Origin of the sequence: Salinivibrio sp. IB574, assembly GCF_001996205.1 — a bacterium.
Taxonomy (GTDB): domain Bacteria; phylum Pseudomonadota; class Gammaproteobacteria; order Enterobacterales; family Vibrionaceae; genus Salinivibrio; species Salinivibrio proteolyticus.
Genome location: NZ_MUFN01000041.1, coordinates 1 through 25839, shown reverse-complemented (window position 1 = coordinate 25839; position 25839 = coordinate 1). Strand labels below are relative to the sequence as shown.

Annotated in this window: 23 protein-coding genes; 12 read left to right on the top strand and 11 right to left on the bottom strand. The window is 50.0% G+C overall.

The genetic code is table 11. From position 1 onward, the window contains the following. Window positions 1–229: 229 nt before the first annotated feature. From BZJ17_RS15420 to BZJ17_RS15410, 3 genes are all read left to right on the top strand, one after another. The gene (locus BZJ17_RS15420; protein ID WP_077641323.1) at window positions 230–463 is read left to right on the top strand and encodes a DUF3955 domain-containing protein; all 234 of its coding nucleotides are present in this window, start codon (window positions 230–232) and stop codon (window positions 461–463) included. A 23-nt stretch (window positions 464–486) separates the two neighbouring features. Beyond that, window positions 487–777: a YrhK family protein gene (locus BZJ17_RS15415; protein ID WP_077641322.1), complete on the top strand. Its 291-nt coding sequence runs from the start codon at window positions 487–489 to the stop codon at window positions 775–777. Window positions 778–1082: 305 nt separating this feature from the next. Then, on the top strand, window positions 1083–2252 hold the full coding sequence (locus BZJ17_RS15410; RefSeq protein ID WP_077641321.1) for a methyl-accepting chemotaxis protein: 1170 nt from the start codon (window positions 1083–1085) through the stop codon (window positions 2250–2252). A 92-nt stretch (window positions 2253–2344) separates the two neighbouring features. On the opposite strand, the gene BZJ17_RS15405 is transcribed toward BZJ17_RS15410, so the two are convergent. Both BZJ17_RS15405 and BZJ17_RS15400 read right to left on the bottom strand, forming a co-directional pair. Further along, window positions 2345–2668, bottom strand: coding sequence for an AzlD domain-containing protein (locus BZJ17_RS15405; RefSeq protein ID WP_077641320.1), 324 nt, complete (start codon window positions 2666–2668; stop codon window positions 2345–2347). Then, window positions 2665–3387 (bottom strand): AzlC family ABC transporter permease, encoded by a 723-nt coding sequence (locus BZJ17_RS15400; RefSeq protein ID WP_077641319.1) that lies wholly within the window; start codon window positions 3385–3387, stop codon window positions 2665–2667. Before BZJ17_RS15400 ends, BZJ17_RS15405 begins: the two co-directional genes overlap by 4 nt. A gap of 180 nt (window positions 3388–3567) precedes the next feature. Between BZJ17_RS15400 and BZJ17_RS15395 the strand changes: the two genes are divergently transcribed. Then, the gene (locus BZJ17_RS15395) at window positions 3568–3948 is read left to right on the top strand and encodes a hypothetical protein (RefSeq protein WP_131826820.1); all 381 of its coding nucleotides are present in this window, start codon (window positions 3568–3570) and stop codon (window positions 3946–3948) included. On the opposite strand, the gene BZJ17_RS15390 is transcribed toward BZJ17_RS15395, so the two are convergent. Continuing rightward, window positions 3945–4958 carry a Preprotein translocase subunit SecY gene (locus BZJ17_RS15390; RefSeq protein ID WP_077641317.1) on the bottom strand — a complete coding sequence of 338 codons (1014 nt, stop codon included), beginning with the start codon at window positions 4956–4958 and terminating at the stop codon, window positions 3945–3947. The genes BZJ17_RS15395 and BZJ17_RS15390 overlap by 4 nt on opposite strands. A 288-nt stretch (window positions 4959–5246) precedes the next feature. On the opposite strand from BZJ17_RS15390, the gene BZJ17_RS15385 reads away from it, so the two are divergent. From BZJ17_RS15385 to BZJ17_RS15375, 3 genes are all read left to right on the top strand, one after another. Continuing rightward, complete coding sequence (locus BZJ17_RS15385; RefSeq protein WP_077641316.1) at window positions 5247–6452, top strand: MFS transporter; 1206 nt, start codon at window positions 5247–5249, stop codon at window positions 6450–6452. A gap of 273 nt (window positions 6453–6725) precedes the next feature. Beyond that, window positions 6726–8240: a SulP family inorganic anion transporter gene (locus BZJ17_RS15380; protein ID WP_077455651.1), complete on the top strand. Its 1515-nt coding sequence runs from the start codon at window positions 6726–6728 to the stop codon at window positions 8238–8240. An 11-nt stretch (window positions 8241–8251) separates the two neighbouring features. After that, the gene (locus BZJ17_RS15375) at window positions 8252–9100 is read left to right on the top strand and encodes a universal stress protein (RefSeq protein ID WP_077641315.1); all 849 of its coding nucleotides are present in this window, start codon (window positions 8252–8254) and stop codon (window positions 9098–9100) included. Between the two features lie 86 nt (window positions 9101–9186). Here BZJ17_RS15375 and BZJ17_RS15370 read toward each other — a convergent pair whose 3' ends face one another. The 5 genes from BZJ17_RS15370 to BZJ17_RS15350 all read right to left on the bottom strand — a co-directional run bounded on the left by BZJ17_RS15370 (window position 9187) and on the right by BZJ17_RS15350 (window position 13672). After that, window positions 9187–9735 (bottom strand): hypothetical protein, encoded by a 549-nt coding sequence (locus BZJ17_RS15370; RefSeq protein WP_069587087.1) that lies wholly within the window; start codon window positions 9733–9735, stop codon window positions 9187–9189. 134 nt (window positions 9736–9869) lie between these two features. Continuing rightward, window positions 9870–10370 (bottom strand): response regulator, encoded by a 501-nt coding sequence (locus BZJ17_RS15365; RefSeq protein ID WP_069587088.1) that lies wholly within the window; start codon window positions 10368–10370, stop codon window positions 9870–9872. Next, window positions 10367–12322, bottom strand: coding sequence for an ATP-binding protein (locus tag BZJ17_RS15360; RefSeq protein WP_077641314.1), 1956 nt, complete (start codon window positions 12320–12322; stop codon window positions 10367–10369). Before BZJ17_RS15360 ends, BZJ17_RS15365 begins: the two co-directional genes overlap by 4 nt. Window positions 12323–12470: 148 nt before the next feature. Continuing rightward, on the bottom strand, window positions 12471–13163 hold the full coding sequence (locus tag BZJ17_RS15355) for a DedA family protein (protein ID WP_241836825.1): 693 nt from the start codon (window positions 13161–13163) through the stop codon (window positions 12471–12473). Window positions 13164–13216: 53 nt separating this feature from the next. After that, a complete protein-coding gene (locus tag BZJ17_RS15350) occupies window positions 13217–13672 on the bottom strand; it encodes a hypothetical protein (RefSeq protein WP_077641313.1) in 456 nt (151 codons plus the stop codon). A 394-nt stretch (window positions 13673–14066) separates the two neighbouring features. Here BZJ17_RS15350 and BZJ17_RS15345 point away from each other — a divergent pair, with 394 nt between their 5' ends. Together BZJ17_RS15345 and BZJ17_RS15340 are read left to right on the top strand one after the other, a co-directional pair. After that, a complete protein-coding gene (locus BZJ17_RS15345; RefSeq protein ID WP_077641312.1) occupies window positions 14067–15356 on the top strand; it encodes a DUF945 family protein in 1290 nt (429 codons plus the stop codon). A gap of 101 nt (window positions 15357–15457) precedes the next feature. Then, complete coding sequence (locus BZJ17_RS15340) at window positions 15458–16198, top strand: PilZ domain-containing protein (RefSeq protein ID WP_077641311.1); 741 nt, start codon at window positions 15458–15460, stop codon at window positions 16196–16198. Window positions 16199–16277: 79 nt separating this feature from the next. Here BZJ17_RS15340 and BZJ17_RS15335 read toward each other — a convergent pair whose 3' ends face one another. Next, window positions 16278–17903, bottom strand: coding sequence for a VRR-NUC domain-containing protein (locus BZJ17_RS15335; protein WP_077641310.1), 1626 nt, complete (start codon window positions 17901–17903; stop codon window positions 16278–16280). A 50-nt stretch (window positions 17904–17953) separates the two neighbouring features. On the opposite strand from BZJ17_RS15335, the gene BZJ17_RS15330 reads away from it, so the two are divergent. From BZJ17_RS15330 to BZJ17_RS17240, 3 genes are all read left to right on the top strand, one after another. Next, entirely contained in the window at window positions 17954–19435 is a 1482-nt protein-coding gene (locus tag BZJ17_RS15330; protein WP_077641309.1) for a phosphatase PAP2 family protein, read from the top strand. Window positions 19436–19541: 106 nt separating this feature from the next. Next, a complete protein-coding gene (locus tag BZJ17_RS15325) occupies window positions 19542–22637 on the top strand; it encodes an FAD-binding and (Fe-S)-binding domain-containing protein (protein ID WP_077641308.1) in 3096 nt (1031 codons plus the stop codon). 67 nt (window positions 22638–22704) lie between these two features. After that, on the top strand, window positions 22705–22860 hold the full coding sequence (locus tag BZJ17_RS17240; RefSeq protein ID WP_157893203.1) for a hypothetical protein: 156 nt from the start codon (window positions 22705–22707) through the stop codon (window positions 22858–22860). Window positions 22861–22937: 77 nt separating this feature from the next. Here BZJ17_RS17240 and BZJ17_RS15320 read toward each other — a convergent pair whose 3' ends face one another. Together BZJ17_RS15320 and BZJ17_RS15315 are read right to left on the bottom strand one after the other, a co-directional pair. Then, window positions 22938–25103 carry a YgiQ family radical SAM protein gene (locus BZJ17_RS15320; RefSeq protein WP_077641307.1) on the bottom strand — a complete coding sequence of 722 codons (2166 nt, stop codon included), beginning with the start codon at window positions 25101–25103 and terminating at the stop codon, window positions 22938–22940. 131 nt (window positions 25104–25234) lie between these two features. After that, the coding region (locus tag BZJ17_RS15315) for a LysR family transcriptional regulator substrate-binding protein (RefSeq protein WP_108743835.1) at window positions 25235–25839 on the bottom strand (605 nt) is incomplete at its 5' end.

Here is a 25839-nt window from a genome sequence, read left to right as displayed (position 1 = left end):
TCTGAGCACCTTGTTCATAGTGCGAACGATGCGTCTGAAGAGGCGGATGGGTTGCGTATTCAAGCGGCGAACCTTAGCGAAAAAGTGGCAACCTACAAACTTTAAACGCGCATCTGGCTACCCTGACGCCAAGGGGTAGCCAGATTTTTTGAAAAAAATGAAGATAAAACTGAACTTTATTCAGTGAGCTTGGTCACACTAAGCACTGAAGCAACAACAAAAAGGTTTTATGCTAACCCTATTACGAAATTTTCGTACCTCATTTATCTTCTTTCTGCTCGGCATTGGATGCCTCTTAGCGTTCAATTTATCCACTCCGAACATTACTGCCAACGGCACGCTGCAAGAACCCTTTGCGTTTATCCCACTAGCATGGCTATTCCTCGCGGTGAGCGCGGTGATTTTTGCGTTTAAAATGGTGCAAACGGTACTGATCGTTAAACGCCAACATCTTGATTGCTGATACCAAGGTCCAGAGGAGGCAACATGATTGAACGTCACGGCCGAGAACTGGATATTGATATCGGTAATAAACACTTGGTGATTCAACGTCGTTATGAGGCGTGTGGGGCTTTTAACGACCTTCTAATCGCGATTTGGTTTTTGATTGGTAGTTTTTTCTTCCTAAACGATGCGTTGATAGAAAGCGGTACCTGGCTTTTCATTGTTGGGAGCGCACAGCTGCTGTTAAAACCGAGTATCAAGTTGATGAGTTTGGTCCATGTCTCGCGGGTTCAAAACCGAGCGCTTAGGACTTCATCGCCAGATCAAGAGTAGTCAGATATAGCGGTATCATCGGGCCTACTCTCCCTCCTGTTGCAAACTGCAATACCCTAGCCTCACATCATTCGTGGCGAGAGATGCGTCTCTTACCACGGATTTTTATACTCGTACGCATAATGCAACGATTGTCTATAAATCTAGCGGAATGCTGTCACTGTGTTGCCCTCATTCCGCGTGATTTCTCGCTAAGTGATTGCTGGCGTTATAGTCGACGTACTGTCTTTATTTGTTGGCATTGTTCTTGATATCTCCACCTCGCACCGAACACGTCGGTGTTTATTCAAAGGAGGAAGAAGTCTATGCCAAAGGTGTCAATTCGAGCCATATCCATTACAAGCTATGCGCTCATGGTGAGCTTAAATGCCGCGTTGATATTTCATATGGCTTGGCTAAATGAATATGTGGTGCTCGGATTAAGCTTGATGATTGCAGTAGCTGCGACCCTGTTTATTAATCAACGTTTTACAGCAGGCATTACACGCGTCAGCACATTTGCCAAGGAGCTCGCGAAAGGCAACCTTACCGCCCAATTGAGCACCAATGATGGCGATGAGTTTACCGATGTCGCACGATCATTAAATCAAGCTGTTGAGCGGCTACGCCAAACGATTCGCAACGTAGAAAAGGCAGCCGATACGCTGGATAGCTTTACCGACAGCTCAGAAAAGCGCGCGGAAAAAGGCGCTATCCTGACCGAAGAGCAAAGCGAAAAGATCGACAGCATTGCGACAGCGATTGAAGAAATGACCAGTACGGTGGGCTCACTGTCAGAAGACGTACAAGCCATTTCATCTGAAGCTGAAAAAGTGGATGAAAGCTCACGTCAGTCGCAGCAAGAGCTCTCTGAGATGATGAGCGAACTGAACGAGCTTGTATCAGCAATCAACGTCTCTGCAGAAATGTTTGATAAAGTTGAGCACAGTGCGGGACAAATTGAGCACTTCTTGGAAGTTATCACCGATGTGGCTGAGCAAACCAACTTACTCGCTTTAAATGCCGCCATTGAAGCCGCCCGGGCAGGTGAGCAAGGACGAGGGTTTGCCGTGGTTGCGGATGAAGTCCGAAAGTTGGCTAGCCGCACGCAATCATCGGCCAGTGAAATTAATAATATGACCAATGAATTATTCCGTAGCCTGAAGCAATCTTCAGAGCTTTCTGACCGTACTGAGTCGCTCGCCAACCGTGCATCGAAGCAGGCGAGCGAGACATCGCGATCGATTGACGGGGTGCTGGAGAACTTCTCTATCATTACAGACCGGATTAACTCACTGGCAAGCGCCATTGAGCAGCAACGTACTGTGTCATCGGATATTTCTGCCAATATCAATCAATTGACCGAATCGGGACAACAAGCTGCAGATATTGCGTTGGAAAACAAACAAGATATGGAGAAAATCAGCGAATTAGCCGAGTCACTCAATCAAGATTTGGATGAACTGAACCTGAGAAAGACGCGAGCGAGAGCTTAAGTTATTACTCTCACGGTAAGTAGCTGGAAGAGAAAAACGGGCCAAGTAGGCCCGTTTTTTTCAATGTGTTATCCCATCATCACGGAATGGCGTCAGTGTGGAAGTATCCACAGTTGCAGTGACACGAAGGCACCAATAGAAATCAGAACCACCATCAAGGTTGATAAACGTGTACAGGCTAAACCGATCGCTAAAAGTGCACTTAATAAGTAAGGATTGGTTAGGGTGACAGAGAGGTGTCCTTCAGGGAAAAAGACAATCGGTACCCATAGCGCGGTTAGAACCGCGGGTGCAGAGTAGGTCAGGAATCGTTGTAACCGCGGACCTATGCGTACAGGGATACTCCGTGCAAGCAACAGATAACGTACCGAGAAGGTGATCAGCGCCATCGCGACAATGATAAACCAGTAACTCATGTTGCTGCCCTCCGTGTCGGTAGCGACTCAGCCATTAGCCCCGCGACCATACCTACGCCGGTTGCAATGATTAACGCATTGGGGATGTGGTAATAGGTGAACAGCAGCATACTGACACCGCTAGCCAAGGCACAAAGCAGCACGGGGCGGGTTTTTATACTGGGCACGGTCAGTGCGATAAAGGTGGCCGCAATGGCAAAATCGAGCCCGATGGCTTCCAAGGCTTTCAGCTGAGAGCCGGCGAGAATCCCCGCCAAGGTGGCAAGATTCCAACCGACATAAAACGCGGCGCCCGTATACAGGGCGTAGTGTTTAGAAAATCTACCCTGCTTGTTGGTGTGTGCGGTTGAAAGCGCATACATCTCATCAGTCAGTAAAAAACCGAGGCCGAGACGCCATTTAAGTGGCAAAGGAGTGATGTACTGTCGAAAGTGAGCACCATAGAGAAGGTGCCGTGCGCTAATTACCAGTGTAGAACCGAGCACCGCCGGTAAGCCCGCTGCATTGCCCACCATCATGGTGCCCGACAATTGCACCGCTCCTGCAAAAACCAGTAATGACATGGCTTGTGTTTGTAGCGCACTGAATCCCATTTGCAGCCCTAATGAACCGCAGAGTACACCCCACGGTAGGACGGCGAGACACAACGGACTGACATCGCCCAACGCGCGCCATACTGATGCCTCAGGCGCATGCACCTCTTGTGCAGCCTTATGCATAGATCACCTTTTTGTTGTATTTGCTTGGTTATAAATTGTTTTTATCGGTAAGGTGCTAAAAGGTCAGGTAACGTACTGATTAACAAACTTACAAGATGTTTGTACCACATCACCGCCATGCCGCAAAGAGATGGGACTATCAATAGTTAGGATGAGCGCACTCAGACACAGAAAGGAAACATGATGAAAGCACCACATCGCCTGAAGGGATCTACATCGCCAAGTGTGCATTTTCTCTATGTTTGGTTAGTGTCAACGGCAATAGCCGGGGCCGCTGTGGTTGGTGCGTGGCAGGTGGGATGGGTCACATTGACGACGTTTGGGGATGGCGCATTTTACGTCGGGGGGCTCGTTTGGTCGGCAGCGGGGCTTGTGACGTACAGTCGTTACAAAAGCCGCTATTGGTATCGTGATTCAGTAACACGCCGGGCGCTCACGGCTCAACAACACGCGATGGTGATCGATTCATCGTCACAGCCCGATGACAAGCTCGGACTGTGGCTGTTTTTAAGTGGGCTTCCCGCCATGATACTCAGCGGTATATTGATATTGGTGGCTTAACCCACCCAGTGATAATGGTGGTTCGGCTTTTTGGCGACCAATCCCTGTTGTTGTAAGTGGGTAAATAGGGCATCGACAGCCTCTTGGCTGAGCGCATACTCCGCCATCACGGCTTTCTTGCTACAACGTAACGTTTTGGCGGCTAACGCGGCTTTGATATCGGCATAAGGCGCATCCGTATCCTCCTGAGGAGACGCTGAATCCGGCGTGGTGGATTCCGTGTCTATCTCGTTGGCACGAGGAAACACCTTGGTGTTCACAGGCGCAGGGGGCGCGGCATGTGGATGACGATACCAATGGCGGAAACGCTGCTCTTCACCAATCACGCCGACAAAGAAAGCGGCGAACAAATCTAGCAACACAGAGAGAAAAATCACCAGCCAAGATTGGGCTTGATCGGCGCTGATGCCTAATGTGTTAGCAAGGTTGCTAATCAATCCCAAGATGGATCCCTGTGCCACTGCGGGCAAACTATCGCGCTCGAACGCGAGCTGTTGTTGCTCTTTACGTAATTGGTTGTTTTCTTTTTGTAATCGCGCCACGCCAGTCGCAATTCTATCCAATTCGATATAACGTTCAGCGGCTTGATTATTCAAGGTGATTTGTTGCTCGATAGCATCGATTTGTCGGTTATAAGCGTCAATCTGCGCTTGGGCTTGGCGCTGCTCACTTTGCGCGGCATTGGTGGCACTATTGATGCCGCCAATACTGCCGCCAATCGAGATTAAGGCCAAAATGAGATAAAAAGCCAAGGCTGATAAGGCACCCACATAGTTGCCGTGCGCCCGGCGCTCACCAAACTCGTACCATGCGTAAAACTTACCCGCTTCAAAAATCACTGCCAATGCCCCGAACAACCATTGCATTAGCGGGTTGTCGTCAAGGGATAAGAACAGCAGCAGGGAAAAAATGGTAGAAGCCACAATGGCGGCACCGGTAAAGCTGTACACACTCAACATGGCGAATCGCCCTTTGGGGAAGCGTAACGCCATCTTGGTTGGCGCTGACATGACTGGATTCATATTGTTGTTATTGTCTGTGATATTGAGAGGGCGCAAAGCCTAGCGCATCTCAGTCCGTTTGTGTGTCAGTAAGCGGTGAAAACATGAATAAGCGATTGATCCATCGCCAATATGGATTAAAAGGCATCACAAAACCGACGTAAGCAGGTCGGGTTTCATTTCTTCTTCCGTGCAGGCATGTCATAGTCAGCTTTCATCTCATGCATTAAGTAAACCCTTGAAGGCGTGTTGATATATGACGTTTCAAAATGGAATGACAGGGGACAACGGGGGCGTATGCTAGCGCGATCGTATGTGACATTAATTAAGCACCAATGGCCGTTAATTGCCTTTGGCTTTCTATCGATCTTTTTTGGCAACATTGGTCAATCGTTTTTCATCAGTTGGTATGGCAGCAGTATTAAAGATGCGCTGTTGTTGAGCGATGCAACCTACGGCGGGATTTACGCTATTGCGACCATGACCAGCAGTGTGTTGGTGATTAGCTTTGGTGGTGTGGTCGATCGGGTGCGGGTCGACAAATTACTGATCTTTTTTGCCACGTTACTGATGGTCGCGTGTGTGTTGATGTACTCGGTTGATAGTGTGGTAGGGCTGCTGCTGGTTTTTTTCTTACTGCGGTTTTGTGGACAAGGTTTTTTACCTCACATTGCGCAAGCCACTGTGATTAAGCGTGCGCAGCAGGATAAAGGTAAAGCCATTAGCTTAGTCGGCAGTGGTGTCGCCATTGGCGAGGTGGTTTTACCCTCAATCGTCATTGGCTTAATCGCGTTTTTAGGCTGGCGTGAAAGCTGGTTGTTCATTGGTGCCACCCTGTTAGTGGTGTTTTTACCATTAGTGCTATTGCTGATCCGAAAAGCAGACCTTAAACGAACGCGTATTGAGGCAGATAATCAAAACCACGCCAGTGATGCGAGTCGGCGTCAAGTTATTCGCGACTGGCGGTTTTGGATGATCATACCGATAGCCTTGGTGACGCCGTTTTTGGTCACCGGCGTCTTTATCCAACAGGACTTTATCTTAGAAGCGAAACGGTGGACACCTAGCGTGTTAGCGGGCAGTTTCGTATTTTACGGTGCCGTGCATTGGCTAAGTTCAGTAATATCAGGCAGCTTGATTGATAAATACCGTTCGCGAAATGTACTTATCTTAATCCCCATTCCACTGTTGCTTGGGTTGATGGTGATTGCCAACGTCAATCACACCTTAGCGGCGCCGCTTTTTATGTGCCTTTTTGGTTTAGCGATTGGTGCAACCAATCCGGTGATTAATACCTTATGGGCGGAAATGTACGGAGTCTCGCATATTGGTGCCATTCGCTCTTTGGTCACGGGCATGATGATTCTTTCCACCGCATTAGCGCCTTGGGTATTTGGTATCGTGATTGACATTGGATGGACACTCAATCAATTGGTTTATGCGCTTGCTGGGCTTATTCTGGTGTTTACCGTTCTGCTCGTGCCCGTCTATCCGCGCTTGTAAGTCTAATCGTATGGTGATTGATGACCAATCACTGGCCCAGACAATACGGAAAAGCGCGTATCAAGAAAAGATGGCAATAAATCTACGCTAAAAATATCACATCAACCCAATAACGGTTTGATTTATCGGAATAACGTCTTTTATTGATAAAAATGTGACGGTTGACGCTTGGTTAATAACTGACTAGGATCACGCCTTTTGATTTTCTGGGTTGCAGCAGGCCCGAGATCAGAACGCGACATCACTTTTTAATCCCAATTTATAGAGACGTTCATGATAGATAGAATTCAGCGTGATTGGTTCTCCAATGTACGCGGCGATATCCTCGCGGGTATCGTAGTGGCATTGGCTTTGATTCCTGAAGCGATTGCCTTTTCGATTATTGCCGGCGTTGATCCCAAAGTCGGTCTGTATGCCTCGTTCAGTATCGCCGTGATCATTGCCTTTGTAGGCGGTCGTCCGGGGATGATCTCGGCAGCCACCGGTGCGATGGCATTGCTGATGGTCACCTTGGTGAAAGAGCATGGCTTGCAATACTTACTTGCCGCTACCGTGCTAACCGGTATTCTGCAGATTGGTGCGGGTTATCTAAAACTCGGCAATCTGATGCGTTTTGTCTCGCGCTCAGTGGTGACAGGGTTTGTGAACGCCTTGGCGATTTTGATCTTTATGGCGCAACTCCCTGAGCTGTTTGGCCCCGAGATCATGCGCGAGGGCGACATCCTCTGGCATGTCTACCCAATGACGTTAGCGGGCCTTGGCATTATCTATTTGTTCCCTTATATCCCGCGTATTGGTAAAGCCATTCCTTCTCCGTTGGTGTGTATTTTGGTCCTTACCGGTATCGCGATGACATACAACCTTGATTTACGTACTGTCGGAGACATGGGTGAGCTGCCGGATACCTTACCTGTATTCTTGTGGCCGGACGTACCGCTAAACTGGGACACGCTGGCGATTATCTTCCCATACTCTGCGGGACTGGCGGTGGTTGGCTTGTTGGAATCAATGATGACCGCCACTATCGTGGACGATTTGACCGATACCAGCAGCGATAAAAACCGTGAATGTAAAGGCCAAGGTGTGGCTAACATTGCGACCGGTTTTCTTGGTGGTATGGCCGGTTGTGCGATGATTGGTCAGTCCGTTATCAACGTGAAATCGGGTGGCCGCGGACGTCTATCGACCTTTATCGCCGGTACTTTGCTGCTAATCATGGTGGTGTTCCTCAGCGATTGGATTAGCCAGATTCCGATGGCTGCGTTGGTCGCGGTCATGATTATGGTTTCCATCGGTACCTTCTCTTGGGAGTCCATCATTAATCTGAAGTCGCACCCACTGTCGACCAATATCGTTATGCTGACGACCGTTGCTGTGGTTGTGTTCACCCATAACTTGGCGATTGGTGTGTTTGTGGGTGTGTTACTCGCGGCGCTATTTTTCGCCAACAAGATTGGTCGTTTTATGGTGGTCAAAAGCGACAATGCAGACAATGGCGACGAGCGCACGTATCGCGTTGTTGGCCAAGTCTTTTTTGCCTCGTCAGATCAATTTTTATCATCGTTTGACTTCAAAGAAGCGGTGGAGCGTGTCACCATCGATCTTTCTGCAGCGCACTTCTGGGATATTACGTCCGTGTCTGTACTCGACAAGGTGGTGATTAAATTCCGTCGTGAAGGCACTGAAGTAAACATCGTGGGTATGAATGATGCGACGGCGACCATCGTCGATAAGTTCGGCGTGCACGATAAGCCGGAAGAAGTAGAAAAAATGATGGGTGGCCACTAAGGAGACCGACCATGGAACAAATTACCGCGTGCGTAGATGGCCCGCATTATTCAAAGCAAGTAGCAGATTTGAGCGTTTGGGTAGCCAAGCGCTTGTCTGTCCCTTTGACACTTTTGCATGTGTTGGATAAATCCTCACACCCAGCGGAACCTGAGCTTTCAGGTAACCTAGGAGTCGGGAGCCGTGAACAACTGTTGCAAGAGCTGGTGGAGCTGGATGAGCAGCGTGCCAAGCTAGCCATGAAACACGGCAAAGCGCTGCTGTCCGAGCTGGAAGACGACGCGAAAGCCAAAGGGCTGGACGATGTGCGTAAACTGCAACGCCACGGCCATTTAGTAGAAACATTACTTGAGCTCGAGCCACAAACTCGTGTTTTGGTATTGGGTAAATCGGGTGAATTGCATCAAAACGATACCAAAGCGATTGGCTCGCAGCTGGAAAGTGTGATCCGCTCCATCAAGGCGCATACCTTGGTCGCGAATGGTGAGTTCAGTGCGCCAGAGTCTTACTTATTGGCCTTTGATGGCAGCGACATCAGCGAAAAGTTGGTAGAAAAAGCCTTGAGCACGCCGCTGTTGGCAGGGATGACTTGTCATTTGGTGATGGTAGAAGACTCACAAGAAAAGCTGGCAGCATTTAAACGTGCGGCAGAACGCTTGAAAACGGCGGGTGTCAATGTGGTTGAAGTGCAGTTAACCGGTGAGGTGCACCGCGCTATCCTAGACTATCAAGCGGCCAACCAAGTTGGACTGATTGTGATGGGGGCTTATGGTCACTCGAAACTGCGTCAGTTCTTCTTGGGCAGCAACACCACCAAGCTGCTGGTTGAATCAACGGTGCCGATGCTGTTGATCCGCTAACCGTGCCGGATAGCAAGCAAATAAAAACCCGCGTGATGCGGGTTTTTTTGTATCTGTTGACCGTTTGTCTTTAGTACGTTTGGGGATCAGTACTTAAAGCGTGTGGTAAACATAAATTGGTCGCCATACCACTCGTTTACACGATACTCGGCACCCAAAGAAAAGAGTTCGGTGGCGTGGAAACGGCCGTATGCAGAGCCAAAGGTATCTTCTTCGTCATCAACGGTGAGCAAACCAATTTGGCCGCCAACTTCTACCTGTGGACCCAACCACTGACGGATACCTAGGTTCACTTCTAGGCCCACATCACTGTCGTAATCCTTTTTGTTCACGCCACGAGCAAGCAGCTCACCGGTCAAGTCTGCCCAGTTATTAATCGGGGCATGAAAGCCAATCCCAGCTGATGTATCCCAGTCTGAATCAAACTCGGTGTCTGCCTCAACGCGAATGTGTGCATTAGGATGGATAGACATGCTAAATCCTGCACCATAGGTGAGTGGGCTGACACCAATGCGCCCTTCAACGTAATCGTAACTGAAGTTACTCATGGTGCTCAGGCTGGCGTCGTCTTCATTGGCCGCGGCGCTGAATGAGGCCAGAGCGACAATAGCGCCGGCTAATAGAGATTTACGCATTATCAATTCCACTTGTTATTGGTGTTGAAATCATTCTATAAGACGATTGAACGAATAAACAAGCACATCCGTGTGGCAGACGTGGCTTTTTTACCGATTTCTGACCCAATGGCGGGTATTCAGGCAAAAAGCGCTTATTCGCCGCCCACCTCGAATTTATGCTTGTTGATGGCGTCCACGAGTCTTGGCGTATCAAGTACACTGGTCCATGGCAACAGGTTTGGTTCGTGCTCAATCATAAAGCTGGTTAATTGATCGGTGACTACGCTGGTAAGTGTCGCTTTTTGCCATGGTTTAGCAATGTAGTAATGTAAACTGGCGTGGTTAATCGCCGATACTGTGTCTTCCAGTCCCGCTTGGCCGGTGAGAAGCAGTTTACGCGCCCCTGCGGTTTGCGGTTGTTTCGCCAGCTCAATCAAAAAATCGACGCCAAGTTCACCTGGCATGATGTGATCACACAGGATAAGTGCCAATTGCGTGCCTTGCGCCGCCATTTGCTCAATCACATCGCGTGCTTCTGCAACCGACTCTGCGGCTTCTAACTCAAAATGATCAGAAAAGCTTTGTAAGTCATCCATGACGCTATCAAGCACGTCACGTTCGTCATCCACGCATAAAATCATATACTGGCTCATAACTGGGGCTCCTTACGGGTAGCAGGGGAGAGCGACACGGGCAGTGTCACTGTCATGGTGGTGCCTTGTTGCTGAACAGATGACACACGAATATCACCACCATGTTGCTGGATAATTTGTTGGCACACGGTCAGACCAATGCCCAAGCCAAAGTGGCCCTCGCGTTTGGTGGTGTAGTTTAAGGCAAAGATTTTTTCTTGTTGCTCTGGCGTCATGCCCACGCCGGTATCTGAAATCGCGACTTGGATGTAACTTGCTTCATCGTTATCGACAAGGTCGGTTTGTACCGTGAGTGTGCCGGGCTCTGGCATGGCGTCGAGCGCATTGGCGATTAAGTTGGTCCACACTTGCGCCAGCGCGTAGGGCTGGGCGACAATTTCCGGCAATGGGTGGTAGCGTTTATCCAATTGATGGGGTTTCAGTCGATGCTCAAATAAGGTCAGGGTGTCTTCAATGCCCTCCAGCAGCTGGGTGCGCTGACGCTGCTCAGTATCTTGGCGCGCGTAGGTGCGTAAGCTTTTGACTAAATCGGCAATGCGTTGGGCACAGACATGGTTTGAACGCAGCAAGCGGCCGCAGCGGGCGTATTGTCGCCAGATTTCCACCGTGGGAGTAAAGGCATCGCCCAGTAGCTGTTGCCAGTGCGAGACTTCATCAGCTTGATACAGTCCCATCCCGACTAAATCACGGGCAAGATGACGATCGTCGACTTGGTCGGTTAAGTTTTGAGTGTAGGCGCGTGCTTGAGCCGTCGAGAGAGGCGTAGCTTCGCGGTTCGTCTGCAATAATGTGAGTGCTTGCTCAAGGCTATCAGGCGTTAACGGTGCTTGTGCGACCGCTTGTAATGCATGACCGAGGGCGTCGCTATTTCTCAGAATGGCCGACACGGGATTGTTTAGTTCATGGGCGACACCGGCCACGAGTTGCCCAAGCAACGCCATTTTTTCCTTCTCGACCAATTGCTGATTGGCGGCGTCTAATGAGGCGAGGGTTTGTTGCAATTGAATTTCGGTGCCAATACTGCGCTTTAAGCGCTGGTTAAAATGCAGTAGTAGGTGCTGGATAAACAGCGGCAATAGCTCTGAGCGGCTACGCATGATTTTGGCAAACAGTTCGTGGTCAATTTTGATCACTTGGGTGCGAGTCAAAGTGCGGGCCGTTGAGAAAGACACTTCGCCGGTGACAAATGACATGCTGCCGATCAAGCTGCCTGTTTTTAGAGTAGAAACATGATGCTCTTGGCTATCGTCATCGGTTTTGTATAACCCCACTTCGCCTTCGGCAATAAACCAGAGAAATGCATTGGGTTGATTTTCTTTGGTAAGAACATGGTGAGGGCTGTAAGTGCGACACGCTTTGCTTTCATCATTCCCTTCGAAAAAAGCATAGAGACCTTGAATTACTTTGTCGGCAATGGCGCGGGTGTCACTACTTGAGGGGGAGAACAGCTGAGATTGGAACTGGTTAATTTCGCGTTCCACTTGTGCATCAAGCAAGGCGCGGTGATCGAGCGCTTCAGCATAGCGGAGTAAATCATGCTGGCAGTAGCGTAACACATAGGTGGTTAGCTCTTTTTCGGCCACGCGTTGTAGTTCATCCCGACGCCAAGGCTTGTGCATGCAATAGTTTAACCGTCCCTCATTCACCGCCTGCAAAATGGCATCATACTGTGGCGCATCACTGAGCAATAGAGTGCGCGCACCGATGCTAGCTGGGTGATTATCGATGTTGACGAGCATATTGATGCCACTGTCATCACCGGGTTGATTATGACAAATCAACATTGCCACTTGTTGACCTTGATGCTGACATTCATCAAGAAGTGCGTTGGCGTCATCAGGGTTATCGGCACTACACAGATCGAAAACATCCCGAAAAGGGGCTAAATCGTGAGTGAGCTTCTCGATAATGATGGGATCGTGGTCGACGCACAAAATCACGTAGGCATTCATAAGGAATCGCTGAATTTCTGCTCAATACTTTGCATTGTAAGCGGATTTAGCCAGTGATGATGCGAATCGGTCGACAATAACGCACTTTGTCACATCCTTACACAAAATAGGCGCCAACCCATGATGTGCTGACGCCTTGTACTTAGTATTACTCGATCAAGGTTTCCTGTTCGGTGGTGAGTTGGCTGCGGCGTTTACGGGTGCGGCGGTGGAACAACCATCCGACCAACAGACTGAGGCTGGCAATCACTAATGTCATCAGTGGCGCAATAATCAAAAGATGATTAACGATACCAGCCAGTTTGGGCGGCAGGTATGAAATGGCATAGCCTGATAAGACCAACAGACAGATCCAAAAAACCGCGTTGCAGAGCGAACTCATCAAGAAACGGGGCAGTGATAGCCCTTGCCTTAACCCTATCATCATCGGGAGTAGCGACCGTACCACGGGTAAAAAACGTGCGACAAACATGGCATGCAGACCATATCGGCCGATTAACGTGTCGGCTCGCTGCAAATGCTTGGCAGGCACTTTATTCAACCAATGAGATACCCACCGCCACTCTTTTAATCGTTGTCCTTGATAAAAGGCTATTGCGCTGCCTAACCAGCCAGCCATGATCAGAATTACTATGATCACGTAGAGGTTAAAAACGCCAAAAGCCGCCAAACTCCCACAAAGCACAATAACGCTGTCGCAGGGTAAGGGCGCGGCGGGTAAAAAGCCGCTTTCTGCGAATACTAACAAGCCGACACAAACATAAAGCAATGACAGATCCATGTGCTGCAGTGCAGCGAGATCATGATGCCATAATGCAGAAAATACAGATAAAGCGTCCAAGACTATTTCCTCATCAAACCTATTCACGTTTTCAACAACTTATGGTGAAAGAACTAGGCATGTGCATAGCGTGCGAATAGGTGAGGAAACTGCAGTAATCGAGGCACAACAACCGTTAATGTCTGTTGCTGTCTTTGACACGTCAATACTTGCATGAAGTGTGTCGCGAAGCGCAAAAACGCGTCACAGGTGTCCACAAGGTGACTAGTCGGGTTATGTGAGTTTTTGTCATCGCCGGGACTGTCGCTGTCATTTGTTGCTCGTGACAGTCCAAGGCGACTTACCAACAATGCAATATCAAGACGATGGTGGTTATGGGGTGTCGCGGCCGAATCAGCAATGAGATGGCCTAAGGGAGAGGCGATGTATGGCGCGGCATGCAAAGGAGGTGGCGACGCGGCGAGGATCAACACGCAAACGGCCAGCGCAGCCATTAAACACGAGAGGCCGACGCTGACGCCGCGCTGTCCGCTATTCCACGCATACCGAAAACGCGCGAATACATACATCGAAATGTGCCTCTGAGAATCAAACGTCGATCGCATTAAACACGTCGGGCAAAGTGATGGGCGTAAGAATAATTTGAGCCTTCATCTAAGCGGTGAGAGACGCGTCAATGGTAGTGTTTTCCTGCCTCATTATGCCGGGAGGGCTTGCAAGTAGGACGAATCATCATAGCGTGAGGTGGCTGGGAGATCTAATGCTATTTTATAAAATAATTACCGGTGCGGGCTTGTTTTTTAAATGATAAAAATCAGTGAGATATATGGTTTTTCATGTAAAAAGATACGGATTGCTATATCGGCGGTTATCGCCCATCACGCAGGATGCCATGTCAGTGTTATCGTCACCGTCTATTTTTGGTTACACTAGAGCTTTTCGAATGCCTTGAGGGCAAAAGATATGTTTCTAGGAAAATACGGCGCCATGGCTGGCGCTGTTGCGGTGGCGGCATGTTGGCCGTTTGCCACCGGTCAAATCGCGCAATCTATGTATGAGCGCGAAGTGGCACAATTTAGCTCGCCAGACATTATGGTTGAACAACGGGAATACCATCGCGGTTACCTTGATTCTCGCGCTTTGACGCGTTTGCACTTTAAAGGTGACGTCAAGCTAGCCTTAGAAGAAGCGGGCCTGCCCAGTGAGTATGATCTTTCCTCAGAGATCACGCATGGTGTGCTCGGCGTATCATCGACGAATACCTTAGTGTTGACCCCCGAGCTACAAACACTCACCCAGCGCCTATGGCCGGGTAACCCGACTCCTATCCGATTGGACATGGAAACGCTTGTGACAGGAGCGTCGGATTATCAGTTGACCGTCGCGCCTTTCTCATTCACGAATGAAGGCAAGAATCTGACAGCCAGCGAGCTCACCTTGATGGGGAGCTTGGCACGCGATGGTGAAATTACCTTCGATTTTAACTGGCCAGCGGCGGCGCTGAACGCCGATAACGGCGAGCAGATAAAAATCGATACGGCTAAAGGTCAAGGACGGGGTTATTTACAAGATGATCTTTGGATTGGTGAGCAGGCATTTTCGGTTGAAGGCATGCGTCTGGTTGATACCAGCAACCAAGCTTATCGAGTCGGAAAAAGTCAAGTTCAGATCAGCAATCAAATGGTCAATGCAGACGAAAACACGCGTGCGCGCATTGATAATGCGAACCGCATTACCGTGTCTTCATTTACGTTGCCGGATAACAGTGAATGGCGCAACATCGCGTTGGTCTTTGATGCGAAAGGGCTAGACTATCAGGCGATGGCGACGATCGCCGGCCTATCATCTGATCTTGAGAACCCAGAGCAAGTTGACGCACTGGATCAAGCGATGATGACGCTATTACAGCAAGGACTAGCGTTAGATATTGCACCGGCGAGCATCACCTTACCGGATGGCGATGTAAGCGCTAATGTTGCGCTGAACTTAGCCAAAGCGGACCCACAAGCCGCGGCGCAGTTAGACTTAAATGCCTTGGTCAGCCGTTTGTCAGGCAATATCGACATTACCGTGCCAGATGCATTGCTCAGCCAGCCGCAATGGCAGGCGAAAAAACAGCAGTTGATCAAAGCGGGATACGCGACGATGAATGAGGGACAGTTTGAGCTCACTGCCACTATTGAGGGTAATCAAATTGTGTCTAGCAATGGCGAGTCGATGCCGCTGATGCTATTTGCGATGTTAATGATCTAACACAATCAGTGATGGGGCACAGTCTTAGTGTGCTCCATTGTTGACCCCTTATTTCGCTAGCTGTATAAATAGTTGATAACTATAACGCTATAAGATAATTCATGACCCAAGCACTCCCCGATCTTAAAGCCAAAAAGTATAAAACAGTGCGTGAAGAAGCCGTGATTGGCTTACGTGCGGTTGGCTTTCTTAAACATGGCACCGCCACTCACGTACAAATTAAAACCCCGGTTGGGCAAATTTTTAGCTGCCAGAGTACCTTCATTGGCTTTGATGGCGAACAGCGACTGTTCTTTACCATTCCCACCCGCAACGTTAAGCAGTTAAACCAGTTCTTTGTAGAAGGGTATCGCATTGCGGTTGATGGCGTATCGGATGAGGGGGAAGGCACCAAAATTCGTTTTGCCTCACGGATTTCACATATCATGATGTCGCCAGCCGCGATTATGCTGGTGGAATTACCGCAGCAAGCCAAGTTGATCCAACAGCGGAAAGAAAGCCGTTATGAGCTCAACGTCAAAGGTGAAATCCCACTTGAGAAGCGACGTTTGTCGGTCAACCTAACCGATATCTCCGCCGGTGGCTGTGGGTTTAGTTTTGATGCTATCGCTCCCGTGTTTGAAATGAAGCACCAACTCGCGATTCAAGTCCGGCCTTCGCACGGGGATGACTGTTTTGTGCTGAGTGGACAAGTAGAGAATCGTCAACAAAAGTGGGGCATGCAGCGCTACGGCTTGTCTTTTGATCAATCAGGACTTCAGCACTGTCGTGAATTGATTAAACGCTTGGTGTATGACGGTTCACGCTACATTTTTAATCCCACCGTTGAAAGTGATGAGTGACGGTGTCACTTTAAGCTCCCACCACTCTCTTTAGGCGAGGCCTTGCATCGCCATGCGCTGTCCAGTAATCACATCATTATCACTGCGGGCAGCGCTGCACATAGATGACTTTTGCATTGATGGCATGATGATTAAAAAAGTGCAGCCAGCGTTTTTGATGGTGCTGGAGCGTATCGCCGGGTCCTTTTACTTCGACCCACTGATAGTCATCGCCCCGACACATAAAAAGATCAGGCTGACCGCTGCGATTGTGGCGTCGATCAAACAATATTCTTTCGAAACACGCTTTGAGTTGATGGGCAGAGAGCGTGCGTAACGCTGCGTCCAGTAACGGCCATTCGATAACTCCCCAGTGGACCCAATCATTGGTTATGCCGTGCTTTTCTGCATAATGCTGCTTTATCAGCGCCCGCGCGTTGTCTATGTCACTGAGGCGATCGTCAATGGCAGGTTGGCGCGCAGTGCAAAACTCCTCGCTGTATAAATCACGTGGCCCGCGTTGAAATGGGTTAAGAAATGCTCCTTGGACGGGCATAAAAAGGATGTCCCAAAAAAATAATCCAAACAGTGCGTTCAATAAGCAATTTTCGCTGTACCAGACTGTCCAACCTTGAGCGCGATAATAATCGGCGACTTCCCACTCGACGCGATCGCGCAAGGGTAAAGCCAGGTGCTCTGTGTGTATTTCACTGATCGGCGTCGCAGGCCATTCATGGAGCCCAATATGTTGTTGAATCTTTTTTTGTTTGGCGAGACGACAGGCGATGTCACGTTCATCTTCATCATGAGGGGCGCGCAACATGGTGCCGATCAGTGTGGAGGCTAAGTCGATATCGTTTTGCTTGATGGCTATCCGCGCTTGTCGTTCACGACTTGGAGGCTGTGTAGTGGTTTGATAGAGCATTTGTGCCGTATCGAGGTTTGCATGACGCTCGTGTTCACGGGCAATGCGATTCACCAACCGTTGGCGTTTCCGCTCCAGTGGTGGCCATGCGTACGGCGTGGGAAGCTGGTCAGTTAGGGCGAGAATGATGTCGGGTTGCTTGGCTTTTTTCGCTTGCCAATAATGCTCATTCAATGCCGACAAGTGCAACCAATGGTCGATATGTTCACGGCATTGAAAGAGGCGCTCTGATTGACGGAGCGCGTAAGATTCAAAGGTTTGAATACCTAGCTCGGCCACCACAAACTGACTCAAGTCTTGGCGCGAGTTACCAAAGTAGAGCAGTAAAAATACGGATAACAACTCAGGTTGCAGACACTCAATAAGCATGGTTGGGCTGGTCAACATGTCGCCATAAGTCGCTTGAATCGCGACTTGCCATTGCGCTTTACTGGCGCTTTTGGGCACGTCAGCCTGCGGATAAGCGTGAGCCATTTGGGGTTTGGTCAGGAGATTCAGCACCACCTCGGTGGCCGCCTGATGGGTGAGGCGGACATAGCCCTGCGTGGCTAATTCGTCGAGCAAAGGAGATAAGTCGCCGAGTTCGTGATACACCAATTTTTCGGCGACAAACCAATCATGACGACGCATCAATAATCGGATCAGCAAACATTGCGCCTTAAAGCTAAGCTGTTGAAAGGTGGTGATCCAATGACGCTCTGCGTGATTGAGCAGATCCCAATCACGTTCAGACACTAAATCCATCAAGCATAGGAAGTTATGATGATAATAATAGGGAGAAAGAGGGTCAGGCTGCGTCATCCGTTGTCCTTTTTTATTTTGTTACGACACATGCATTCAGGAGCTGCCGCATGAAATGGAGTATCGCCTTACTATTGTCAGTTGTTAGCTGGTTGGTGTCGAGTTCTGTGTTAGCCGACGCAGAGAATACGTTTTCACCTGAGCAAGGGATCGCTGGCGTGGCTTGTATGGTGGTTGATCCTGCAGGGCGCTTGCTGCTCGTCAAAGACCGCGTCAGTGGCCGCTATGGATTACCGGGCGGCCGTGTAAGCCTTGCGGAATCCCCGCAAAAAGCATTAGCACGAGAAGTATTTGAAGAGACCGCTATTCGCGTCGATGTTGGTAAGGTGCGTTATCAGGATCATCGCGGCGTCTTGTTTGATTGTCGCAGCTTGGCCCCATTACCGGTTGTCTCCCAAGCGGATGGTACTGGCATTTTGCCTGCGTGGCTGGCGCCGAACTTTGCCTCTGAAATTGACGAAGCCCGACTCGTACCCAAAGCGCACGCTGAAGACTATCAATACCGATTTAATGACAGGGGAGCGCTACTGTGGTCTTTAGTCGATAAAGTGCCAAGCAGCGATGTGACCGCGTTGGCAGACTTTAGCGCACTCGCCCCTGCCTTTTATGTGAGTCAGTACGGGTTAGTCTCGGGTGTCCAGCAAGCCGTTGCCGCAATGGGCGAGACCATGGCTTCGTTCACCACTCAGGTCTTTTGGCTGGTCAATATTTTAGGGGAAACGGCATTCTATCTTGCTTTTGTACCGCTATTTTTGGTTTTCAGAGGCCATAAATCGGCCTTGTCTTTGTTGTTTTTGCTGATCAGTGCTGCCGCGGTATCAACCCTTCTAAAAAGCGGCTTTGCAATGCCTCGGCCTTTCTTTATTTGGCCCGAGCTAAAAATCGGTGATGCGAGAGGTTTTACAGTACCGAGCGGCCACACCTTACTGGCGGCAGCGGTAACAACGGCTTGGTATCTTAAGCGGCGCGCTGAGCATCCGCCCGCCTATGGAGCGTTGGCGCTGACAGTATTAGTGATTGTATTGATGGGCCTGAATCGGATGTACCTCGGTGTACACTTTGCCAGTGATGTCATCATTGGCGGTTTGATTGGTGCCGGCATTGCAAGTGTGACCGTCAAACTCGATGGTCTGACGGTAAAAAATGCGCGGCCACTGCTCAATACCGCACGGATATGGCTGTTGGTATGCATTGTATTGGCGCTTGCAGCATTGGCGGTGAAGTTGCCAAATTTGCTGTATCTCGCTGCCCTCGCGGCCGGCGTTTATACCGGTCAAGTTTGGCATAAGCTGTTCCCAACCCGTAAACCCGCACAAACACGAGGCGGAAAAATACTCACTTTTGCGTGGATTATTCTCGGCGCGGGGATCATTCTCGGTATTGCTTATGGTGTCAGCCAGTTAACTGGGGTCAGTTGGGTGTTGCTGATTTTCACGTGCATGGCAATTTGGAGCATACCGCCTTGGGCATTGATCGCCAGCCCTGAGTTAGCACGTTGGTTAGCTGGTAAAATGGGCATGCAATCATTGTGATAGGTATTTGTTGGTGATCGCTTTGGCTGTACGTAGAGTTAAGGTAAAGTGACAGCACAACAAAAAGTCACACCAGGCATGGTGGATACTGCGCACAGGAACAGCAATGATACCGGCAATACACCCACAGGCGGGCTTGTCGTCCGCCGTCGTTGATTTTCTAACCGCTTTGCAGCAAGCAGGCTTTGAAGGCGATATTGAGTCAACTTACGCGAGCCGATTGGCGGTGGCGACCGATAACAGCGTCTATCAGGCACTGCCACAAGCAGTGCTTTTCCCGGCGAGTGTGGACGACCTCGCACTCATTGGGCACACCGTACAAGCGCCGCCTTTCAATGCGATTAAATTCTCTCCTCGCGGTGGCGGAACGGGCACTAACGGCCAATCACTGACGAAACATGTGGTGGTAGATGTTTCTCGCCACATGAATCAGGTCTTGGAGGTTAACCCAGAGCAAGGCTGGGTCAGGGTACAAGCTGGCGTGATTAAAGATCAGCTCAATGACATCCTGCGGCCTTACGGTTTCTTCTTCTCGCCCGACCTTTCGACCAGTAATCGCGCCACCATTGGCGGTATGATCAATACGGATGCATCGGGACAAGGCTCGCTTCGTTACGGGAAAACCTCTGACCATGTATTGGGGTTAAAGGCGGTACTCGTCGATGGCAGTGTGTTAGATACGCAACCTTTAGATAGTGACCAATTAAATCATGCGATGGAGCGAGACGATCTTGCCGGTCGTGCATTAGAGACTGTCTCGTCGGTGTGTCGAGAGCACCGAGATTTGATCACGCGTACCTTTCCGCCTTTAAACCGCTTTCTCACTGGTTACGATCTTAAGCATGTCTATGATGACGCATTGAGTCGGTTTGATATCGGCCGCGTCCTATGTGGCGCGGAAGGCTCGCTGGCCTTTATTGCCGAAGCGACCTTAAACATTACTCCGATCCCGACCGTGCGCACCTTGGTCAACATCAAGTACGACAGCTTTGACTCGGCCTTGCGCAATGCGCCCATGATGGTCGAGGCCAAGGCGTTATCGGTCGAAACTGTTGATGCCAAGGTGTTGGATTTGGCACGCAACGACATTGTTTGGCACACCGTGAGTGATTTGTTGCAAGATGTGCCGGGTAAAACCATGCATGGCATCAACATGGTGGAATTTGCAGGCAATGACGCTGACGATATTGACCAACAAATTACCGCTCTTTGTGACAAGCTGGATGCCTTGATTGAGCACGAGCAACAGGGCGTGATTGGCTACCAAATCTGTCGTGATCTCGCGTCGATCAACAAGATTTATGCGATGAGAAAAAAGGCGGTCGGCCTGCTCGGAGCGACGAAAGGGAAAGCGAAGCCGGTGCCTTTTGCCGAAGATACCTGTGTGCCGCCTGAACACCTAGCCGACTTTATTAGTGAATTTCGAGCCTTGTTAGACAGCCATGATCTGCATTACGGCATGTTTGGTCATGTCGATGCGGGTGTGCTCCACGTTCGCCCCGCACTGGACCTATGCGATCCGGAACAAGAGCGAATCATGAAAACCCTGTCAGACCAAGTGGTTGCGCTGGTTGCGAAATACGGTGGCCTGATGTGGGGGGAGCATGGCAAAGGATATCGTTCAGAATACGGACCGGCGTTTTTTGGTGACACCTTGTTTACCCAATTACGGCGAGTTAAAGCGGCATTTGATCCGCAAAACCGCATGAATCCTGGCAAAATTTGTACGCCTATCAATAGCGAAGATGCGTTGGTTCGTGTTGATGACACCAAGCGTGGCTTTTATGACCGGCAAATCCCCGTTGAGGTTCGCGACAGCTTTAAAGGAGCGATGGAGTGTAACGGAAACGGGTTGTGCTTTAACTATGACACCGCGTCACCGATGTGTCCGTCGATGAAAGTCAGCTACGACCGTCGCCATTCTCCCAAAGGACGCGCGGGGATCGTACGGGAATGGTTGCGTCTATTGGCCGAGCAGGGGGTTGATCCGCTCGATGTGGAACAGGCCTTAATGACGCAATCTCCCTCGGTGCGTGAGGTGATGAAAAAATTTGGCCGCTATTTTACGCGACGTAAGCAAGCGGACGATTTTAGCCACGAAGTGATGGAAGCGATGAATGGCTGTTTGGCGTGCAAAGCGTGTGCGAGCCAATGCCCGATTAAAGTCGACGTTCCCAGCTTTCGCTCTCGGTTTATGCAATTGTATTACAGCCGCTACCCGCGCCCGATCAAAGACCACCTCGTGGCGAACATTGAAACGTTATTGCCCCTGATGGCAAAAGCGCCCAAGTTGGTAAACGCCGTCACTCAACCCAGCTGGGCACAAGGGTTGACGGCAAAATTGGTGGGATATACTGATACGCCTGCGTTATCGGTGCCCACCTTAGCAGCGTCTTTGGCTGGCGATCATGCGCTAAAATTTGATCTAACTTGGCTGCAAGCGCTGTCTGCACAAGAGCGTGAAAATTATGTGTTGATTGTCCAAGATCCGTTTACCAGCTTTTATGAAGCACCGCTTGTGCATGATCTTGTTCAGCTTGCGCGCCAACTAGGAAAAGTGCCGATGTTGGTTCCGTTTAAGCCCAACGGCAAGGCCCAGCATGTGAAAGGCTTCTTACGCCGGTTTGGGGCAACGGCACAGAATACCGCGGCGTTTCTTAATCAGCTTGCTGCGCTGAATATTCCCTTGGTGGGCATCGATCCGGCATTGGTGCTTTGCTATCGTGATGAATACTGCGAAGCGTTGGGCAAAAAGCGAGGCGATTTTAACGTTCAACTCAGTCACGAGTGGTTGATGTCAGTGGTGCCAGCATTGCCGCCAGCGGACACTATAGATGCGGGAACCTGGTACTTGTTTGGCCACTGTACCGAAAAAACACAATTGCCACATGCAGAGCAGCAGTGGGCACAACTGTTCGCTCACTTTGGTGCCGAGCTAAAACCGGTATCGGTTGGATGCTGTGGTATGGCGGGTACCTATGGCCACGAAGCCGATAAGCGTGAGACCTCGCAAGCCATCTACGATTTAAGTTGGTCAGGCAAGTTGGCCGAATTGCCGGCAGAGCGGGTCCTCGCGACGGGCTATTCGTGTCGCAGTCAGGTCAAACGGTTTAGTGAGCAACAATTGCGGCATCCATTGCAGGTATTGCTGCGTTTAGCGTGCACCCGCAGTGATCGTGTCCATACTGAACACGTAAAGTAACATTGAGCTTGCACGCAAATGGGTTTCGCGTACAGTGAAATAATGGCTAAAAACGAAGGCAAAACAGATGCTTAAAACGATTGTTATCATCTCGCTGGTTTTGGTTGGTATCACCGCGGCACAGTACCTTGATGAGGGCACTCAAAAGAAAATCGCGTGGGTTGTCGGGGGGATTGCGGGCGTGCTTGCGCTGCTGGTTATTGGCGCTGAGCTATTTCGTTAGTCACCCATTTGCTCGGCAAACGATTAAACGCCCCCATCGCGAGATGTTGGGGCGTTTTTGATCCTGTCGCTAAACGGTTATTTACGCTTGCGAGACGGCTTATTGGTAGTGRCCGACGCACGGTTTTTTCCGCTGGGGCGACGAATGTCGGGTTGATTTGGGTGCTTGGTCGCAAAGCGCTGGGTGCCATGACGTCCAGAGCGGCGCTGACGTCCCACTTTAGCAGGGGCGTCTTCTTTCGGAATCAAACATTTAGGGCCGTTACCGATAAGGTGACTTTTACCCATACGCACCAAAGCGTCACGGATCAGTGGCCAGTTAGCAGGGTCGTGGTAACGTAACAGTGCCTTGTGCAGTCTACGTTGACGCTCGCCTTTGGCGACGGTGAGATCTTCGCGTTTTTTATACTTCACTCGCTTCAGCGGGTTGGTCTCAGAGTGATACATCGCGGTGGCATTACACATCGGTGATGGGTAGAAGTTCTGCACCTGATCACACTCAAAATCGTTCTCTTTCAGCCAGCATGCCAGATGCACCATATCCTCATCCGTACATCCGGGATGTGCGGCAATGAAGTAGGGGATAAGGTATTGTTTTTTTCCTGCTTCTTTGCTGTATTTTTCAAACAGGGCTTTAAAGCGCTCATAGGCGCCCATCCCCGGCTTCATCATTAGATCGAGGGTGTTTTTCTCGGTGTGTTCGGGGGCGATTTTGAGGTAACCCCCAACATGGTGGGTGACCAACTCTTTCACGTATTCGGGCGATTCAATCGCGAGATCGTACCGGACGCCTGACGCGATCAAGACTTTTTTAATCCCTTCGACTTGGCGAGCTTTACGATATAAATCAATCGTATGACGATGATCCGTGTTCAACTTATCGCAAATTTTAGGAAACACGCAAGACGGTCGCCGACAATTTCGCTCGGCCTTGGGGTCCGAACAGCCTAAACGGTACATGTTCGCGGTAGGCCCACCGAGATCAGAAATGGTGCCGGTAAAGCCGGGCACTTTATCACGAATATCGTTGAGCTCTTCAATGATCGAGGCTTGCGAACGGTTTTGAATGATCCGTCCCTCGTGCTCGGTAATTGAGCAAAATGAGCATCCGCCAAAACACCCACGCATAATGTTTACTGAGGTTTTGATCATGTCGTAGGCGGGAATTTTCGCCTTTCCATATTTAGGATGAGGAACACGTGCATAAGGAAGACCAAACACGTAATCCATTTCTTCGGTAGTCAGTGGTACGGGAGGTGGATTGATCCAAAGCAGCTGATCGCCGTGTTGTTGGGCCAGTGCCCGAGCTGAATAGGGGTTGGCTTCTAAGTGCATCACGCGACTGGCATGGGCGTATAAAATACGATCGTTTTTGAGCTTCTCAAATGATGGCAAACGCACATAGGTATTTTTCGCATCGTGGCGAGAAGGACGAATCGTGATCGGTTTTGCCGTGTCAGGTTCTGCTTTCTTATTGGTTTCACATTGCGTTTCGGTGGCATAAGGATTCGGCATCACCATGGCTTTACCCGGCTTATCGATGCGCGTTGAGTCAACTTCGGCCATGCCTTCTGGGGGATGCTTCATCATCACTGCTGTCCCCGCGATCCGTGTCATATCAGCCAGTGCTTCGCCCCGCGAAAGACGGTGAGCCACTTCAATCAAGGCACGTTCCGCATTGCCAAACAGCAGAATGTCCGCTTTCGCATCGCATAGTACTGAGCGACGGACTTTATCGGACCAATAATCATAATGGGCAAGGCGACGCAGACTCGCTTCAATGCCACCCAGTACAATCGGTGTTTGCTTATACGCTTCTCGACAACGCTGTGAGTATACGAGTACAGCGCGATCGGGGCGCTTTCCACCTTCATTGTTAGGCGTATAGGCATCATCATGACGCAGTTTTCTATCCGCGGTGTAGCGGTTGATCATGGAGTCCATGTTGCCCGCGGTAACACCAAAAAACAGATTTGGTTCCCCCAATGCCATAAAGTCATCTTTGCTGTGCCAATTAGGCTGCGCAATGATCCCGACTCGAAAGCCTTGTGCTTCAAGCGCGCGACCAATCACCGCCATACCAAAGCTGGGGTGATCGACATAGGCATCACCGGTCACAATGATGATGTCACAGCTGTCCCAGCCGAGTATATCCATCTCTTCTCGGGTTGTAGGCAGGAAAGGCGCCGGTCCAAAGCAAGCGGCCCAGTAGGGGGTGTAATCGTAAATAGCAGTTGGTGTCACGTTATCGTCTCTTGGTCAGCCCAGAGGCCTTGAGGATGGATGATACCCCAAGACGGGCGATAAATTAGCCGGCGATTTTAGCGGTATTCCTGCATGGAGTATAGGGGCAAATGATCCCAGCGGGTACTCTATTACGTGGAGGGGTTGTGGGTTTTTACATAATCAATAAAGGCACGATCAGCCAAAGACAGATAACCATCCTTACGCCATGCCATTGAGATATCGAGGTTAATCGGCTGAGTGAATGGGATCCCCACAATGCCATGCTCGTGCTCGGTTACCATCTCAAGCAATGCGCTAATCGCAACGCCATGACGCACAATGTTTAAAATCATTGCCAGCAAATTCGTTTCCAAAGACAGCTTGGGGCGTATCGCGTATTGATGGCAAATATGATCCAAATAGTCACGATGGAAATAGCCGGGGCGAAACATGATCAGCTCATGATCGAAAAAGGTCTGATAGCCGAGGGTTTGGCACCCGGCAAGTGGGTGTTCCTCACTGACCACTGCAACCATTTGCGAGGAAATGAGGGGCATGGTTTCTAACGATGAGGGCACATCACTGGCGGTAATCACCGCCAGATCCAAGTCACTCTCGAGTAGCATCTTTCTTAATGAATGGGTGCCAGCTTCGATAATGGTTAACTTTAAGTCAGGATAGCGTCGCCGAAACCCCATCAATAAGTCCGGAAAAAAGTAGGAACCCAGCATACCGGGCACACCAATCCGAACCT

Coding starts and splice junctions, on each gene's coding strand:
- BZJ17_RS15360 (WP_077641314.1), bottom strand. CDS start 12,322: ATGAATGCCTACGTGATTTTGTGCGTCGACCACGATCCCATCATTATC.
- BZJ17_RS15335 (WP_077641310.1), bottom strand. CDS start 17,903: ATGACGCAGCCTGACCCTCTTTCTCCCTATTATTATCATCATAACTTC.
- BZJ17_RS15345 (WP_077641312.1), top strand. CDS start 14,067: ATGTTTCTAGGAAAATACGGCGCCATGGCTGGCGCTGTTGCGGTGGCG.
- BZJ17_RS15365 (WP_069587088.1), bottom strand. CDS start 10,370: ATGAGCCAGTATATGATTTTATGCGTGGATGACGAACGTGACGTGCTT.
- BZJ17_RS15405 (WP_077641320.1), bottom strand. CDS start 2,668: ATGAGTTACTGGTTTATCATTGTCGCGATGGCGCTGATCACCTTCTCG.
- BZJ17_RS15410 (WP_077641321.1), top strand. CDS start 1,083: ATGCCAAAGGTGTCAATTCGAGCCATATCCATTACAAGCTATGCGCTC.
- BZJ17_RS17240 (WP_157893203.1), top strand. CDS start 22,705: ATGCTTAAAACGATTGTTATCATCTCGCTGGTTTTGGTTGGTATCACC.
- BZJ17_RS15390 (WP_077641317.1), bottom strand. CDS start 4,958: ATGTCAGCGCCAACCAAGATGGCGTTACGCTTCCCCAAAGGGCGATTC.
- BZJ17_RS15420 (WP_077641323.1), top strand. CDS start 230: ATGCTAACCCTATTACGAAATTTTCGTACCTCATTTATCTTCTTTCTG.
- BZJ17_RS15415 (WP_077641322.1), top strand. CDS start 487: ATGATTGAACGTCACGGCCGAGAACTGGATATTGATATCGGTAATAAA.
- BZJ17_RS15350 (WP_077641313.1), bottom strand. CDS start 13,672: ATGTATGTATTCGCGCGTTTTCGGTATGCGTGGAATAGCGGACAGCGC.
- BZJ17_RS15325 (WP_077641308.1), top strand. CDS start 19,542: ATGATACCGGCAATACACCCACAGGCGGGCTTGTCGTCCGCCGTCGTT.
- BZJ17_RS15370 (WP_069587087.1), bottom strand. CDS start 9,735: ATGCGTAAATCTCTATTAGCCGGCGCTATTGTCGCTCTGGCCTCATTC.
- BZJ17_RS15375 (WP_077641315.1), top strand. CDS start 8,252: ATGGAACAAATTACCGCGTGCGTAGATGGCCCGCATTATTCAAAGCAA.
- BZJ17_RS15330 (WP_077641309.1), top strand. CDS start 17,954: ATGAAATGGAGTATCGCCTTACTATTGTCAGTTGTTAGCTGGTTGGTG.
- BZJ17_RS15400 (WP_077641319.1), bottom strand. CDS start 3,387: ATGCATAAGGCTGCACAAGAGGTGCATGCGCCTGAGGCATCAGTATGG.
- BZJ17_RS15380 (WP_077455651.1), top strand. CDS start 6,726: ATGATAGATAGAATTCAGCGTGATTGGTTCTCCAATGTACGCGGCGAT.
- BZJ17_RS15395 (WP_131826820.1), top strand. CDS start 3,568: ATGATGAAAGCACCACATCGCCTGAAGGGATCTACATCGCCAAGTGTG.
- BZJ17_RS15340 (WP_077641311.1), top strand. CDS start 15,458: ATGACCCAAGCACTCCCCGATCTTAAAGCCAAAAAGTATAAAACAGTG.
- BZJ17_RS15385 (WP_077641316.1), top strand. CDS start 5,247: ATGCTAGCGCGATCGTATGTGACATTAATTAAGCACCAATGGCCGTTA.